We start from the raw sequence: 13,714 nt of genomic DNA, 5'->3' as shown, positions 1-13,714 counted from the left end.
GTGAACACATTCAAGTGTGGGAGCTGGCTTGCCTGCGATGACGATCTAACAAACAGCTAATGATTTAAGCCGGAATCGCCTTAGCCTTAGGCTCACGATCCCAAACCCGATGCTGGCCGATGGCGGCAAAAAACGCCTTGAACGCCTTGGCATCCGACCCCACGATCAGCCCCGCATCCACCTCAAGCTTCAGCAGGTCCAACAATGGCTTGGCGTCACTGGCAACGGTAATCGCCTTCAGGTGCTTGTACGCCTCCAACAGGAAGTGCAACGCCACCCCATCACCGCTCAAGGCTTTCACCGAGTCCTTTCCGCCAGGGACAAACACCGCATCAAACGCAATGGACGGCATACCTTCCATCGACGCATCCACTGGCAGGCTCTTGCCATCGGCCGTTTTCACCGGCGCCGAGGTGGGCCCCAGCAACTTGGCGTGCGCACCCTCTGCTTCCAGTGCCTTTTTCAGCGCGGCAATCGCTACGCCGTCCACGCCATTGGCTGCAAGGATCGCGACCTTGCGGGTCTTGATATCGCCCGGCAGCAGGTTCGCCTGGCTCAATGCCGGCGAACGTTCCGGCTTGGTTTGACGCTCCGGCACGGTGCCTTTAGTCGGCGCTGGCAGCCCGAGGTTCTGTGCCACGCGCTTGGCCAGTTCCAGGTCGATATTGGCCAGGATCTCGTTGACCTGACGCGCGCGAATGAACTCACGCTCCACCTTGCCCAACTCAAAGCTATAAGCGGCGATGATGTGCTCTTGCTCGTGCTTGCTCATGCTGCGGAAGAACAGGCGCGCCTGGGAGAAGTGATCGCCGAACGACTCGCTGCGCTCACGGATCTTGTGGGCATCGATACGCTCCGGATAAGTCTCGAAGCCACCATCCTGTGCCGCCGGCGGGGTTTCCTTAGGCCAGCCGCCATCAATCGAATTCGGCTCGTAGGACGCACGGCCTTTGTCGATGGTGCTGCGGTGCATGGCATCACGCTGATTGTTATGCAACGGCGTCACGGGCTGGTTGATCGGCAACTGGTGAAAGTTCGGGCCGCCCAGTCGGCTGATCTGTGTATCGGTGTAGGAAAACAGCCGGCCTTGCAGCAGGGGGTCATTGGAGAAGTCGATACCCGGCACGATATGGCCAGGGCAGAACGCGACCTGCTCGACTTCTGCAAAGAAGTTATCCGGGTTACGGTTCAGCACCATCTTGCCCAGCGGCGTGATCGGCACCAGCTCTTCCGGAATCAGCTTGGTCGGGTCGAGAATATCGAAGTCGAATGCATGTTCCTTATCCTCGGGAATAACCTGCACGCCCAATTCCCACTCGGGGTAGTCGCCCATCTCAATGGCTTCCCAGAGATCACGACGGTGGTAGTCGGTATCTTTACCGGCCAGCTTTTGCGCCTCGTCCCACACCAGCGAGCAGGTGCCTGCGGTAGGGCGCCAATGGAATTTGACGAAGTTGGATTGACCCTCGGCATTCACCAGGCGGAAGGTATGCACGCCAAAGCCTTGCATGCTGCGTAGGCTCTTTGGAATGGCGCGGTCAGACATCGCCCAGATCACCATGTGAGCGGATTCGGGCTGCAGCGAAACGAAATCCCAGAAGGTATCGTGCGCCGATCCGCCGGTAGGAATTTCATTGTGTGGTTCAGGCTTTACGGCGTGCACGAAGTCAGGAAACTTGATCGCGTCCTGAATGAAAAATACCGGCATGTTGTTGCCCACCAGGTCGAAGTTGCCTTCTTCGGTGAAGAACTTAACCGCAAAACCGCGCACGTCACGCACCGTATCACCCGAGCCACGTGGACCCTGCACGGTGGAAAAGCGCGTGAACACCGGGGTTTTATGCCCAGGATCACGCAGGAACCCAGCCTTGGTCAGCGCCGAATGGTTCTCATACGTCTGGAAATAACCATGGGCGCCGGTGCCACGGGCATGCACGATGCGCTCCGGGATGCGTTCATGGTCAAAGTGCGTGATTTTTTCACGCATGATGAAGTCTTCCAGCAGCGATGGGCCACGGGAACCGACTTTCAAGGTGTTCTGGTTGTCGGAGATCTTCACGCCTTGGTTGGTGCGCAGGGCCTGGCCGGTCGCATCGGAGCGGAATTCTTCCAGGGCCTGCAGCTTGGCGTTGGTGTTGCCACGGTCCAGGGTATCGGTACCCGCGAGTTCACTCTTCAGCGGGGTGGCTGGCTTCTTGGTACTCATCAGACAAAACTCCTTATTCAAAGTGGCCAGAGCGGTCCCCGGCTCGTTTGAGCAAAACCCCAGGCACGGCACCTGGGAAATCGAGTTGCTTAAGTAGTGACTGATGGGGTTTTGGGCCGTTCCTTTTTTATGACCTTTGATCGCGTTATTGCCAAATCGCTGGTTGAATGCGAAATAAATGCTAAGAAACACTATACGGACAGGCTAAAATGCGCGCCCGGCTAACCGCTGATCCCTTTTCCATGCGCCCCACAAGGTTCGCTACGTGATCGAGTTTCAAAACGTCCATAAAACTTACCGCGTCGCCGGTAAGGATATTCCCGCGCTGCACTCCACCAGCTTGAGTGTCGAAAACGGCCAGGTGTTCGGCCTGATCGGCCACTCTGGTGCGGGTAAAAGCACCCTGCTGCGTCTGATCAACCGCCTCGAAGAACCGAGTGGCGGGAAGATCACGGTCGACGGCGAAGAAGTCACCGCGCTGGACGCCAACGGCCTGCGCCGTTTCCGCCAGCAGGTCGGGATGATCTTCCAGCACTTCAACCTCCTGGCGTCCAAGACCGTCGCCGACAACGTGGCGCTGCCGCTGACCCTGGCCGGCGAGTTGTCGCGCAAGGAGATCGACCAGCGCGTTGCAGAGTTGCTCGCTCGTGTCGGCCTGTCGGACCACGCCAAGAAGTACCCGGCGCAGTTGTCCGGTGGCCAGAAGCAGCGCGTCGGCATCGCCCGCGCCCTGGCGACCAAGCCAAAGATTTTGCTGTGCGACGAAGCCACCAGCGCCCTCGACCCACAGACCACCGCCTCGGTGCTGCAGCTGCTGGCCGAGATCAACCGCGAGTTGAAGCTGACCATCGTGCTGATCACCCATGAAATGGACGTGATCCGCCGCGTGTGCGACCAGGTGGCCGTGATGGACGCCGGCGTGATCGTCGAGCAAGGCTCGGTGGCCGACGTGTTCCTGCACCCCAAGCACCCGACCACCAAACGCTTCGTGCAAGAGTCCGAGCAGGTCGACGAAAACGAGCAACGCGACGACTTCGCCCACGTACCCGGCCGCATCGTGCGCCTGACGTTTCAGGGTGAAGCGACTTACGCGCCACTGCTGGGCACCGTCGCCCGCGAAACGGGTGTGGACTACAGCATCCTCGCCGGCCGTATCGACCGCATCAAAGACATCCCTTACGGGCAATTGACCCTCGCCGTCACCGGTGGCGACATGGAAGCCGCGTTTGCGCGCTTCACCGCCGCTGACGTCCACATGGAGATCCTGCGCTAATGGACGTCCTGTTGAGTTTCTTCGCCAATATCGACTGGTCCGAAATCTGGCTCGCCACCGGCGACACCATGACCATGCTGTTCGGCTCACTGTTCTTCACCGTAGTGCTCGGTCTGCCGCTGGGCGTGCTGTTGTTCCTGACCAGCCCGCGCCAACTGTTCGAACAGAAAGGCCTGTACGCGCTGCTGTCGCTGATCGTGAATATCCTGCGTTCGCTGCCGTTCATTATTCTGTTAATCGTGATGATCCCGTTCACCGTACTGATCACCGGCACTTCGCTGGGTGTGGCGGGGGCGATTCCACCGCTGGTCGTGGGCGCAACGCCGTTCTTCGCGCGGCTGGTGGAAACCGCCCTGCGTGAAGTGGACCGCGGCATCATCGAAGCCACCCAATCCATGGGCGCCAGCACGCGCCAGATCATCACCAACGCCTTGCTGCCCGAAGCCCGTCCCGGCATTTTCGCAGCGATTACGGTGACGGCGATTACACTGGTGTCCTACACGGCGATGGCCGGTGTCGTCGGTGCCGGTGGCTTGGGTGACCTGGCGATCCGTTTCGGGTACCAGCGTTTCCAGACCGATGTGATGGTGGTCACCGTGGTGATGCTGTTGATCCTGGTGCAAATTCTGCAAACCGTCGGCGACAAGCTGGTGGTGCACTTTTCTCGAAAATAACGGCCATTGCCGGCCGCAAGCCGGTACATGCCCGAACAAGGAGCTTGTTGGATGAAAAAACTACTGGTTGCTTTCGCCGCCGTTGCCGCGTTTTCCGCCCACGCCGAGACCATTACGGTCGCTGCTTCGCCGGTGCCTCATGCGGAAATCCTGGAATTCGTGAAACCTGCGCTCGCCAAAGAAGGCGTAGACCTGCAGGTCAAAGTCTTCACCGACTACGTGCAGCCGAACGTACAAGTCGCTGAAAAGCGCCTGGACGCCAACTTCTTCCAGCACCAGCCGTACCTGGATGAGTTCAACAAGGCCAAGGGCACTCACCTGGTGAGCGTCGGCGCCGTGCACCTGGAACCCCTGGGCGCCTACTCCAGCAAGTACAAGAAGCTGGACGAGCTGCCTAGCGGCGCAAACGTCGTGATCCCGAACGACGCCACCAACGGCGGCCGCGCGCTGTTGCTGCTGGCCAAGAATGGCCTGATCACCCTGAAGGACCCGACCAACATCCTGTCGACCATCAAGGACATCACCAAGAACGAAAAGAACCTGAAGTTCCGCGAACTGGAAGCCGCCACCCTGCCGCGCGTGCTGACCCAGGTCGACCTGGCGCTGATCAACACCAACTACGCGCTGGAAGCCAAGCTGGATCCGTCCAAGGACGCATTGGTCATCGAAGGCAGCGACTCGCCTTACGTGAACATCCTGGTGACGCGCGAAGACAACAAAGACTCGGACGCTGTGAAGAAGCTGGTTGCTGCCCTGCACACGCCTGAAGTGAAGAAATTCATCGAAGAGAAGTACAAAGGCGCGATCAAGCCAGCGTTCTGATCTGACTCGATCTCCCAAACACTGGAGATCAAAAAATGTGGGAGCGGGCTTGCTCGCGAATGCGGAGTGTCAGTCGACGAAGATGTTGGCTGGCCCCCCGCAATCGCAGGCAAGCCAGCTCCCACATCTGTTTTGTGTTGTTGGCAGGGTTGGCGTCCGACTTATTTACGCAGTAGCAAGCCGGGCAATTGCGCTACCAGCTTCTGATTGTTCAACGGCGCCCGGATAAACCCACGCTGGGTCCCATCCGGTCCGATCAGCGCCAGGTTGCCACTGTGGTCGACGGTGTAGTTGGGCTTGCTGGTATCGGCCGGAATGAACGGAATGCTCACCGCATTCGACACCTTCTGCACCTCCTCCACGTTTGCGCCGGTCAGGCCCTGGAACTGCGGGTCGAAGTAGCCCAGGTACTGCTTGAGCTGAGTCGGCGTGTCGCGGTTCGGGTCGACGCTGACCAGGATCACCTGCAACTTATCCACAACGTCCTTGGGCAGTTCGCTCTTGATCTGGCGCAGCTGGGCGAGGGTGGTCGGGCAGATATCCGGGCAGAAGGTGTAGCCGAAGAACAGCAGGCTCCACTTGCCTTTCAATTCGTTGACCACCACTGGCTGGCCGTCCTGGTTGGTCATGGTCACCGGCGGCAACTGACGGCTTTGCGGCAACAGGATGATGCCAGCGTCAATCAAGGCGGTAGGGTCACCCTGGCCTTTGCCCGATAGCACTTTGTTAACGGTCAGGCCCATGATCAATGCCACCAGGGCCACCAGGATGAAGACAGTTTTTTGAGTTCGAGTCATAGGTTCAACAGTAGGTAGTGGTCGAGGAGCAGCGCGATAAACAGCAGCAGCAAGTACCAGATAGAGTACTTGAAGGTGTTGATCGCCGCGTGCGGCCGACCGCCACGGTACAACACCCAGGCCCATTGCAGAAAGCGCCCGCCCAACAGCAGTGCACACGCAAGGTACAACGGGCCGCTCATGTGGATCACATAGGGCATCAGGCTCACCGCCAGCAAGGCGCAGGTGTAGAGCAGGATATGCACCTTGGTGTAGTGCTCGCCGTGGGTCACCGGCAGCATCGGGATATCCGCCTTGGCGTATTCCTCCTTGCGGTGAATGGCCAGGGCCCAGAAGTGCGGCGGCGTCCAGGCGAAGATGATCAGCATCAACAGCAGGGGCTCGGCGCTGACATGCCCGGTGACCGCGACCCAGCCCAGCAGTGGCGGCGCAGCACCGGCCAGGCCACCGATGACGATATTCTGCGGCGTCGCACGCTTGAGAAAGCCGGTGTAGATCACCGCATAACCGAGCAGCGAGGCCAGCGTCAGCCAAGCCGCCAGCGGGTTGGTGAACGCCAGCAACAGCGCCAATCCTGCAACAGCCAGAAACAATGCAAACGCCAACGCCGCCAGCGGCGATACCCGCCCCTCCGCCAGCGGCCGCTTGTGAGTGCGCGCCATCACCGCATCGATACGCCGATCCACCACATGATTGACCGCCGCCGCACCGCCCGCGCACAGGGCAATCCCCAGGTTGCCAAATACCAGTACCGTCCACGGCACGCCTGCACGGGTCGCCAGGAACATCCCCACCAGCGAGGTAATGAGCATCAGCACCACCACCTTCGGCTTGGTCAGCTCCAGGTAATCACGCCAGATCGCCTGACCCTGACGCGCGCCGATCAAGGTCGCCATGGCATTTCTCCTTTAAGGGTGATGAGGCCCGATACGTGTTTACGCGGAATGAAACGCCAACCGAACGGCAACTGGTTGCGCACCCGGACCAGGCTGGTGCGGGCGTGGTAGTTGACCAGAACCAGCGTCAGCAACAAGGCCGCACCACCCGCGTTATGCCCGACCGCAACCGGCAGCGGCAGGTGGAAATACACATTGCTCAGGCCCAGGCAGATTTGCGCCACCAGGGCGATCAGTAGCAAGCCCGCCAAGCGAGTCATACCTACTGCACGCAGTTGCCAGGCCAGGCCGAGCAGCACCAGGCTGACGATGACGGCGCCAATGCGATGGGTCAGGTGGATGGCGGTGCGTGCCTCACTGTCCAGTTGCCCGCCCAGGTAGTTGGGCCCGATGTGCTGGGTAAGATGAAAGCCGTTGGCAAAATCCGCTGCCGGCCACCATTCGCCATGGCACGTCGGCAGATCGATACAGGCCACCGCCGCGTAGTTGGAACTGACCCACCCCCCAGCGCGATCTGGCCGATCACCAGCACCAGGCCCGCCGTCGCCCAATATTGCAGGCGCCTGGGCACAATCAAGGCGGGCAATACGCCGGACAAGCGCAGGGTCAGCAGAAACAGCAGGCTCAAGGTCGCAAAACCGCCTAACAAATGCCCGGTGACCACCTGCGGCCACAGCTTCAGCGTCACCGTCCACATGCCAAACGCGGCCTGCGCGAATACCACCGCCAGCACAAAGAGCGGCAACTTCACCGGCTGGCCTGGATCGCGCCGATGGCTCCACGAACGCGCGGCCAGCAGCACGATCAGCAAGCCCAGGGTGCCGGCGAAGTAGCGATGGGTCATCTCGGCCCAGCCCTTGTCCGCCTCGACCGGCGTATCAGGGAAATGCAGCTCGGCATGGGCCAACTGGGCTTCGGTCTTCGGCACGCTGATGAAGCCATAGCAGCCCGGCCAATCCGGGCAACCCAGACCGGCGTGGGTCAGGCGCGTATAGGCGCCGAGCAGCACGACGATCAGTGCCAGCAGGGTGGCAAACAACGCGAGGCGAAATCCAGGCTTGGCCATGACGATGCCCTTATCCGATGTTCGACAGTTTCAGCAGAAGGCGCAGGTCGTTGAGCAAGTCCTTGCCCTTGACCTTGGCGTCATAGCGCAGCACCAGGTTGCCGTGGGGATCGACAATCCACAGCTGCGCGTCACCCGGCGCGGCGGCGTCCTTGGTGAAGGTCGACAAGTCCAGCGAGTAGCGTTGCAACTGTGGATATTCCACTTTCAGCTTGGCCTCGTACTCCGCGCTCACCGGTTGCGCACTGGCCAGGGCATGGCTGGCACGGGAGGCATCACGGCCCAGGCTGATTTGCAGTTGGCGTGCGAGATACACCAATTGCTGGCAATCGGCTGCACAGGCGGTGGGCGCGGTCACCAGCAGTTGCCAGCGCTGCTCATCGGCCTGTACGCCTATATCAGCACGGGTCTGGCCATTACCGATCATCTCTCCGTGGTAGCTGCGGCTCTGCGGTACCCAAAACTGCAGCTTGTACATGAAGGTGGCCAGCGCCATCGGGCCGATCACCATCATCAGAATCAGGATCAACTGCCAACGGCCTTTGCGCCGATCGGGCGTTTCAGACATGTTGAGTGGATTGGTGGCCGCTCCCATGGGGCTTCTCCTTTTTGTTGTGCCATCCGAGGTAGAGATAAAGCGCCAGCAACGCCAGCGACATGGCGAACCACTGCACGGCATACGCCACGTGTTTTTCCGGGCCCATGGCGACGATTGGCCAGGTGGTTTCGTAGGTGCCGGGGCCGGCTTCGGCCCGCAGTTCGTAGGCGAATCCGTTGCGGCCCAGCTCGGACCAGAGCGCGGCAGGGTGCAAGGCCGTCAGCAGACGCGGCCATTGCGCGGTCGTGGGGTCCGCGCGCAACTGGAAGGTTTCGCCAGGCGCGATGTACACCCAGGCGTCAAGATTCACAGGCTGATCCGGCGTGGTGAAGATGGGCGGCGTGCGCCGATCCGGCCAGGGCAGCCAACCGCGATTGAGCAACAGCCACAGGCCGCTGGCCTGGTCGTGGAAGGGTTGCAACAGCTCTACGCCGGCTTTGCCGTCGCGCAGGCGATTGTCGAGAAACACGCTGTGCTCAGCGTCGAATTGACCGCGCAACCGCACGCGGCGAAAGGCGGGGTCAGCCTTGTCGTTGAGCTGCGCGCTGCTGATCGGGTCAGCCGCGCGCCGCTCGGCATAACTGTCCACCAGCAACTGCTTTTCATGGCCGCGAGACAGCTGCCAAAACCCCAGACCCACCATCAACGGCAGCAGCACCAACACCACCACAGTGGGTGCGACGCCTGGACGAAAGCATTTTATGGCGCTGGCTATACTTGTTTTCATTGCCCGCCCATCCCATTGGAGCCAGACCATGCTCAAAGCCGCTATTGCCCTGATGCTGATCGCGACCGTTGTGAGCCTGTTCAGTGGCTTGTTCTTCCTGGTCAAGGACGAGGGCAACTCCAACCGCCTCGTCACTGCCTTGACCGTGCGTGTCGTGCTGGCCGTGATCACCGTGGCGCTGATCGCCTGGGGCTTTTTCAGCGGCCAACTGGTTTCTCATGCGCCGTGGTAGGGCGCCTCACAGCACATAGACGAAGAAAAACAGCCCGATCCACACCACATCCACAAAGTGCCAATACCAACTGGCCGCCTCGAAACCGAACTGGTGCTCGGCATTGAAATGCCCCTTGAGGATGCGCATCAGCATCACGAACAAAATAACGGTGCCAATGGTGACGTGGGCGCCGTGGAAGCCGGTGAGCATGAAGAACGTCGCGCCGTACACGCCAGAGCCCAAGGTCAGGCCCAGCTCTTTGTAGGCGTGGATGTATTCCTCAGCCTGGAACCCGAGGAATGCCAGGCCCAACAGCACGGTGATCGCCAACCAGATTTTCAGCGCGCCGCGATGACCTTTGCGCAGCGCATGGTGGGCAATGGTGATGGTCACGCTGGAGCTCACCAGCAGGATGGTGTTCACCAGCGGCAGGCCCCAGGGGCTGATGGTGCCTTCAGGTGCCGGGTACATCTTCGGATCGGGGTTGTTCAGCAACGGCCAGGCAAATTCGAAGTTCGGCCACAGCATGTGCGCAATGCCCTTGTGGCCCTCGCCACCCAGCCACGGACCGGACATGTGCCGTACATAAAAAAGCGCACCGAAGAATGCGATAAAGAACATCACCTCGGAAAAGATGAACCAGGTCATGCCCCAGCGGAACGAGCGGTCCATCTGCGAACTGTACAAACCGGCACGGCTTTCCTTGATCACCGCGCCGAACCAGCCGAACAGCATGTAAGCCAGCAACAGCCCGCCGACGAAAAAGATCCACGGGCCGTGGGATTCCGCGCGCGCGGCCTTGAGGTCGTTGAACCACAGACCCAACCCGTACACCGTGATCAACAGGCCAAACGTGGCAATTATTGGCCATTTGCTTTGTGCTGGTACGTAGTACGTATCATGAGACGACATGTATTCGCTCTCCTGATTGAGGGGGCAAACAGTAGCTAGCCGCCGCTGTGGACAGCCACCGGCGGTTGGCGCGCAGTGATGTCGAACAGCGTGTACGCCAGGGTCAGATGCTTCACATCCTTGGGCATGTCGCGGTCGACGATAAAACGCACCGGCATCTCGATGCGTTGGCCCGGTTGCAGCACTTGCTGGGTGAAGCAAAAGCACTCGGTCTTGTGGAAGTACATCGCCGCTTCGGCCGGGGAAATACTGGGGACGGCCTGGGCAGTCATTGGCTTATCGGTAGGGTTGTGCGCCACGAACAGCATCTCGGTCACCGCGCCCGGGTTGACCACTACCTCGTCAGCCTTGGCATAAAAATCCCAGACCATGTCGATGGCGTTGGTGGACAAAAACTGCACTCTCACCTGGCGCGAGGAATCGACGATCTGCTCGCCCTCGTACTGCCCGGCCGTCTTGCCGTTGATGCCGAATGCCTTGCACATCACGTCGTAGATCGGCACCAGTGCAAAGCCGAAGGCGAACATCGCCACCACCAGGATCAGCAGCCGCGTGACCAGGCGCTTGGTGGGCAAGGACTCAGCCATGGCAGCCTCCCATCGTCCTGTTCATTTGACCTCCGGTGGCGTGGTGAACGTGTGGTACGGCGCAGGCGAAGGGATGCTCCACTCCAGGCCTTCAGCGCCATCCCAAGGCTTGGCCGGCGCGGGTGTACCGCCACGGATGCACTTGATCACAATGAACAGGAAGAAGATCTGCGTGGCGCCGAACATGAACGCGCCGACCGACGAGACCATGTTGAAGTCGGCGAACTGCAGGTTGTAGTCCGGCACCCGCCGCGGCATACCCGCCAGCCCGACGAAGTGCATCGGGAAAAACGCCATGTTCATGCCCACGAAAGACAGCCAGAAGTGCAGCTTGCCCAGGGTTTCGTCGTACATGTGGCCAGTCCATTTCGGCAGCCAGTAGTAGGCCGAAGCGAAGATGCCGAAGATCGCACCGGGCACCAGCACGTAATGGAAATGCGCCACCACGAAATAGGTGTCGTGGTACTGGAAGTCCGCCGGAGCAATCGCCAGCATCAGCCCGGAGAACCCACCGATGGTGAACAGGATCACAAAGGCCACGGCAAACAGCATCGGCGTCTCGAAGGTCAGCGAGCCTTGCCACATGGTGCTGACCCAGTTGAACACCTTCACCCCCGTGGGCACGGCGATCAGCAACGTGGCGTACATGAAGAACAGCTCGCCCACCAGCGGGATGCCCACCACAAACATGTGGTGCGCCCACACGATGAACGAGAGGAACGCGATACTCGCCGTGGCGTAGACCATCGAGGTGTAGCCGAACAGCGGCTTGCGCGAGAAGGTCGGGATGATCGAGCTGACGGCGCCAAAGGCCGGCAGGATCATGATGTACACCTCGGGATGGCCGAAGAACCAGAACACGTGCTGGAACAGCACCGGGTCACCGCCGCCAGCGGCACTGAAGAAGCTGGTGCCGAAGTGGATATCCATCAGCATCATGGTCACGCAACCGGCCAGCACCGGCATGACCGCAATCAGCAGGAACGCGGTGATCAGCCAGGTCCAGACAAACAGCGGCATTTTCATCAACGTCATGCCGGGGGCGCGCAGGTTGAGAATGGTGGCGACCACATTGATCGCGCCCATGATCGAGCTGATGCCCATCAGGTGGATCGCGAAGATGAAGAACGTCACGCTTTCCGGCGCGTAGGTGGTCGAGAGCGGGGCGTAGAAGGTCCAGCCGAAGTTCGGCCCACCGCCCGGCGTGAACAGCGTTGAGACCAACAGCAGGAACGCCGCCGGTAACAGCCAGAAGCTGAAGTTGTTCATGCGCGGCAGGGCCATGTCGGGCGCGCCGATCATCAACGGGATCATCCAGTTGGCCAGGCCTACAAACGCTGGCATCACCGCGCCGAACACCATGATCAGCCCGTGCATGGTGGTCATCTGGTTGAAGAACGCCGGCTGCACAATCTGCAGGCCTGGCTGGAACAACTCGGCCCGGATCACCATGGCAAATGAGCCGCCGAGCAGGAACATGGCAAAAGCGAACCACAGGTACAGGGTGCCGATGTCTTTGTGGTTGGTGGTCAGCACCCAGCGCATCAACCCCTTGGCGGGGCCGTGGGCATGGTCGGCGTGACCATGGTCATCGATCACAGCGCTCATGGCCGTTCTCCTGCAAGCGAGTGGGCGGGGCGGGTCGAGGTAGACGCCTTGAGGTAGGTCATTTGCTTTCCGCCTGCTTGATGGCCAGCACGTCTTTAGGCGTGACCATGTCGCCTTTGTTGTTGCCCCAGGCATTGCGCTCGTAGGTCACTACGGCAGCGATATCCACTTCCGAGAGCTGTTTGCCAAAGGCCGCCATCGCGGTGCCGGGCTTGCCGTGGTAGACAATGCTCAGGTGATCAGCTGCGGGGCCGGTGGCGATCTTCGAGCCCTTGAGCGCCGGGAACATCGGCGGCAGGCCCTGGCCTTCGGCCTGGTGACAGGCCACGCAGGTGGTGTGGTAGACCTTGTCGCCACGGGCCACCAACTCTTCCAACGTCCACTCTTTAGAGGTCAGCTCCTTGAGCTTGGCGGCCTCTGCCTTGCGCTCGCCAAGCCAGGTCTCGTAATCGGCCTTGGACTTGACCTCGACCACAATGGGCATGAAACCGTGGTCCTTGCCGCACAGTTCGGCGCACTGGCCACGGTAGATGCCGGGTTTCTCAACGCGGGTCCAGGCCTCATTGACGAAACCGGGAATGGCGTCGCGCTTGACCGCAAAGGCCGGCACCCACCAGGAGTGGATCACGTCGGCGGCCGTCACCAGAAAGCGCACCTTGGCGCCCACTGGCAATACCAGGGGCTGGTCGACTTCCAGCAGGTAGTGTTCACCTTTGGTCGCCTGGTTGTGGATCTGCTCGGCGGGCGTGGCCAGGTTGCTGAAGAACTCCACGTCCTGGCCCAGGTATTTGTAATGCCACTTCCACTGGTAGCCGGTGACCTGGATATCGATATCCGACTCACTGCTGTCGTAGATATTGATCAAGGTCTTGGTCGCAGGAATGGCCATCGCGATCAGGATCAACAAGGGCACGACGGTCCAGAGGATTTCCACGGTGGTGCTCTCGTGGAACTTGGCCGCGACCTGGCCCGTGGACCGGCGATGAAGGATCATCGACCAGAACATCGCGCCAAACACGATGATGCCGATCACCACACAGATCCAGAAAATGGTCATGTGCAGGTCGAACACAGCGTGACTGACTTCTGTCGCCCCTGGCGCCATATTCGTTGTCCAGGCGGCATGTGCCTGGCCGAATACCGACCACAACAGGAGGCCCATCCAAACGTGTGGATGTCGCATCATTGCGGGTTCCCCTTATCGTTCTTGTTATCCCGCCGGTTTGCACCTGCGTCGAAGGGAGCGGCTTCCATACTGCTTACAACCGCCTGGCCTTGCCTGCTTATGCAGTCTGGCGTCATCAGCTAATCGCGTACAAACCCGAGTATAGACA

General features: G+C 60.4%; 13 protein-coding genes and 1 pseudogene. 4 read left to right on the top strand and 10 right to left on the bottom strand.

Annotated elements, in window-relative coordinates:
- Window positions 1-64 precede the first annotated feature (64 nt).
- The gene (gene katE / locus AB4N92_RS12560; RefSeq protein ID WP_010207817.1) at window positions 65-2,206 is read right to left on the bottom strand and encodes a catalase HPII; all 2,142 of its coding nucleotides are present in this window, start codon (window positions 2,204-2,206) and stop codon (window positions 65-67) included.
- A gap of 265 nt (window positions 2,207-2,471) precedes the next feature.
- Between katE and AB4N92_RS12555 the strand changes: the two genes are divergently transcribed.
- From AB4N92_RS12555 to AB4N92_RS12545, 3 genes are read left to right on the top strand one after another with little or no spacing between them, the layout of a single operon-like run.
- On the top strand, window positions 2,472-3,479 hold the full coding sequence (locus AB4N92_RS12555; RefSeq protein ID WP_010207815.1) for a methionine ABC transporter ATP-binding protein: 1,008 nt from the start codon (window positions 2,472-2,474) through the stop codon (window positions 3,477-3,479).
- A complete protein-coding gene (locus AB4N92_RS12550) occupies window positions 3,479-4,153 on the top strand; it encodes a methionine ABC transporter permease (protein WP_010207814.1) in 675 nt (224 codons plus the stop codon). Before AB4N92_RS12555 ends, AB4N92_RS12550 begins: the two co-directional genes overlap by 1 nt.
- Window positions 4,154-4,204: 51 nt before the next feature.
- On the top strand, window positions 4,205-4,975 hold the full coding sequence (locus tag AB4N92_RS12545) for a MetQ/NlpA family ABC transporter substrate-binding protein (RefSeq protein ID WP_047542367.1): 771 nt from the start codon (window positions 4,205-4,207) through the stop codon (window positions 4,973-4,975).
- A 161-nt stretch (window positions 4,976-5,136) separates the two neighbouring features.
- Here AB4N92_RS12545 and AB4N92_RS12540 read toward each other — a convergent pair whose 3' ends face one another.
- The 5 genes and pseudogenes from AB4N92_RS12540 to AB4N92_RS12520 all read right to left on the bottom strand — a co-directional run bounded on the left by AB4N92_RS12540 (window position 5,137) and on the right by AB4N92_RS12520 (window position 9,059).
- A complete protein-coding gene (locus AB4N92_RS12540; protein ID WP_010207811.1) occupies window positions 5,137-5,772 on the bottom strand; it encodes an SCO family protein in 636 nt (211 codons plus the stop codon).
- Entirely contained in the window at window positions 5,769-6,668 is a 900-nt protein-coding gene (cyoE, locus tag AB4N92_RS12535; protein ID WP_021491404.1) for a heme o synthase, read from the bottom strand. The genes AB4N92_RS12540 and cyoE overlap by 4 nt, the downstream gene beginning before the upstream one ends.
- Window positions 6,656-7,734, bottom strand: a pseudogene (locus AB4N92_RS12530) (COX15/CtaA family protein). Before AB4N92_RS12530 ends, cyoE begins: the two are co-directional and overlap by 13 nt.
- 10 nt (window positions 7,735-7,744) lie before the next feature.
- A complete protein-coding gene (locus AB4N92_RS12525; protein WP_010207807.1) occupies window positions 7,745-8,329 on the bottom strand; it encodes a hypothetical protein in 585 nt (194 codons plus the stop codon).
- Window positions 8,295-9,059, bottom strand: a complete 765-nt coding sequence (locus AB4N92_RS12520; RefSeq protein ID WP_236266995.1) for an SURF1 family protein — start codon at window positions 9,057-9,059, stop codon at window positions 8,295-8,297. Before AB4N92_RS12520 ends, AB4N92_RS12525 begins: the two co-directional genes overlap by 35 nt.
- A 28-nt stretch (window positions 9,060-9,087) precedes the next feature.
- Here AB4N92_RS12520 and AB4N92_RS12515 point away from each other — a divergent pair, with 28 nt between their 5' ends.
- Complete coding sequence (locus AB4N92_RS12515) at window positions 9,088-9,291, top strand: twin transmembrane helix small protein (RefSeq protein WP_016978774.1); 204 nt, start codon at window positions 9,088-9,090, stop codon at window positions 9,289-9,291.
- 6 nt (window positions 9,292-9,297) lie between these two features.
- Here the strand turns inward: AB4N92_RS12515 and AB4N92_RS12510 are convergent, their stop codons facing one another.
- The 4 genes from AB4N92_RS12510 to coxB are packed head-to-tail and all read right to left on the bottom strand — an operon-like array spanning window position 9,298 to window position 13,566.
- Complete coding sequence (locus AB4N92_RS12510) at window positions 9,298-10,185, bottom strand: cytochrome c oxidase subunit 3 (protein WP_010207803.1); 888 nt, start codon at window positions 10,183-10,185, stop codon at window positions 9,298-9,300.
- Between the two features lie 35 nt (window positions 10,186-10,220).
- The gene (locus tag AB4N92_RS12505) at window positions 10,221-10,772 is read right to left on the bottom strand and encodes a cytochrome c oxidase assembly protein (protein ID WP_010207802.1); all 552 of its coding nucleotides are present in this window, start codon (window positions 10,770-10,772) and stop codon (window positions 10,221-10,223) included.
- Window positions 10,773-10,793: 21 nt separating this feature from the next.
- Window positions 10,794-12,380, bottom strand: coding sequence for a cytochrome c oxidase subunit I (gene ctaD, locus AB4N92_RS12500; RefSeq protein ID WP_010207801.1), 1,587 nt, complete (start codon window positions 12,378-12,380; stop codon window positions 10,794-10,796).
- Window positions 12,381-12,438: 58 nt separating this feature from the next.
- Complete coding sequence (gene coxB, locus AB4N92_RS12495; protein WP_010207796.1) at window positions 12,439-13,566, bottom strand: cytochrome c oxidase subunit II; 1,128 nt, start codon at window positions 13,564-13,566, stop codon at window positions 12,439-12,441.
- Between the last annotated feature and the right edge of the window lie 148 nt (window positions 13,567-13,714).

Source organism: Pseudomonas sp. S3_A09 (assembly GCF_054668065.1).
This window is presented reverse-complemented; position numbering and strand designations above follow the sequence as displayed.

Coding starts and splice junctions, on each gene's coding strand:
- katE (WP_010207817.1), bottom strand. CDS start 2,206: ATGAGTACCAAGAAGCCAGCCACCCCGCTGAAGAGTGAACTCGCGGGT.
- AB4N92_RS12550 (WP_010207814.1), top strand. CDS start 3,479: ATGGACGTCCTGTTGAGTTTCTTCGCCAATATCGACTGGTCCGAAATC.
- AB4N92_RS12545 (WP_047542367.1), top strand. CDS start 4,205: ATGAAAAAACTACTGGTTGCTTTCGCCGCCGTTGCCGCGTTTTCCGCC.
- AB4N92_RS12540 (WP_010207811.1), bottom strand. CDS start 5,772: ATGACTCGAACTCAAAAAACTGTCTTCATCCTGGTGGCCCTGGTGGCA.
- cyoE (WP_021491404.1), bottom strand. CDS start 6,668: ATGGCGACCTTGATCGGCGCGCGTCAGGGTCAGGCGATCTGGCGTGAT.
- AB4N92_RS12525 (WP_010207807.1), bottom strand. CDS start 8,329: ATGGGAGCGGCCACCAATCCACTCAACATGTCTGAAACGCCCGATCGG.
- AB4N92_RS12520 (WP_236266995.1), bottom strand. CDS start 9,059: ATGAAAACAAGTATAGCCAGCGCCATAAAATGCTTTCGTCCAGGCGTC.
- AB4N92_RS12515 (WP_016978774.1), top strand. CDS start 9,088: ATGCTCAAAGCCGCTATTGCCCTGATGCTGATCGCGACCGTTGTGAGC.
- AB4N92_RS12510 (WP_010207803.1), bottom strand. CDS start 10,185: ATGTCGTCTCATGATACGTACTACGTACCAGCACAAAGCAAATGGCCA.
- AB4N92_RS12505 (WP_010207802.1), bottom strand. CDS start 10,772: ATGGCTGAGTCCTTGCCCACCAAGCGCCTGGTCACGCGGCTGCTGATC.
- ctaD (WP_010207801.1), bottom strand. CDS start 12,380: ATGAGCGCTGTGATCGATGACCATGGTCACGCCGACCATGCCCACGGC.
- coxB (WP_010207796.1), bottom strand. CDS start 13,566: ATGATGCGACATCCACACGTTTGGATGGGCCTCCTGTTGTGGTCGGTA.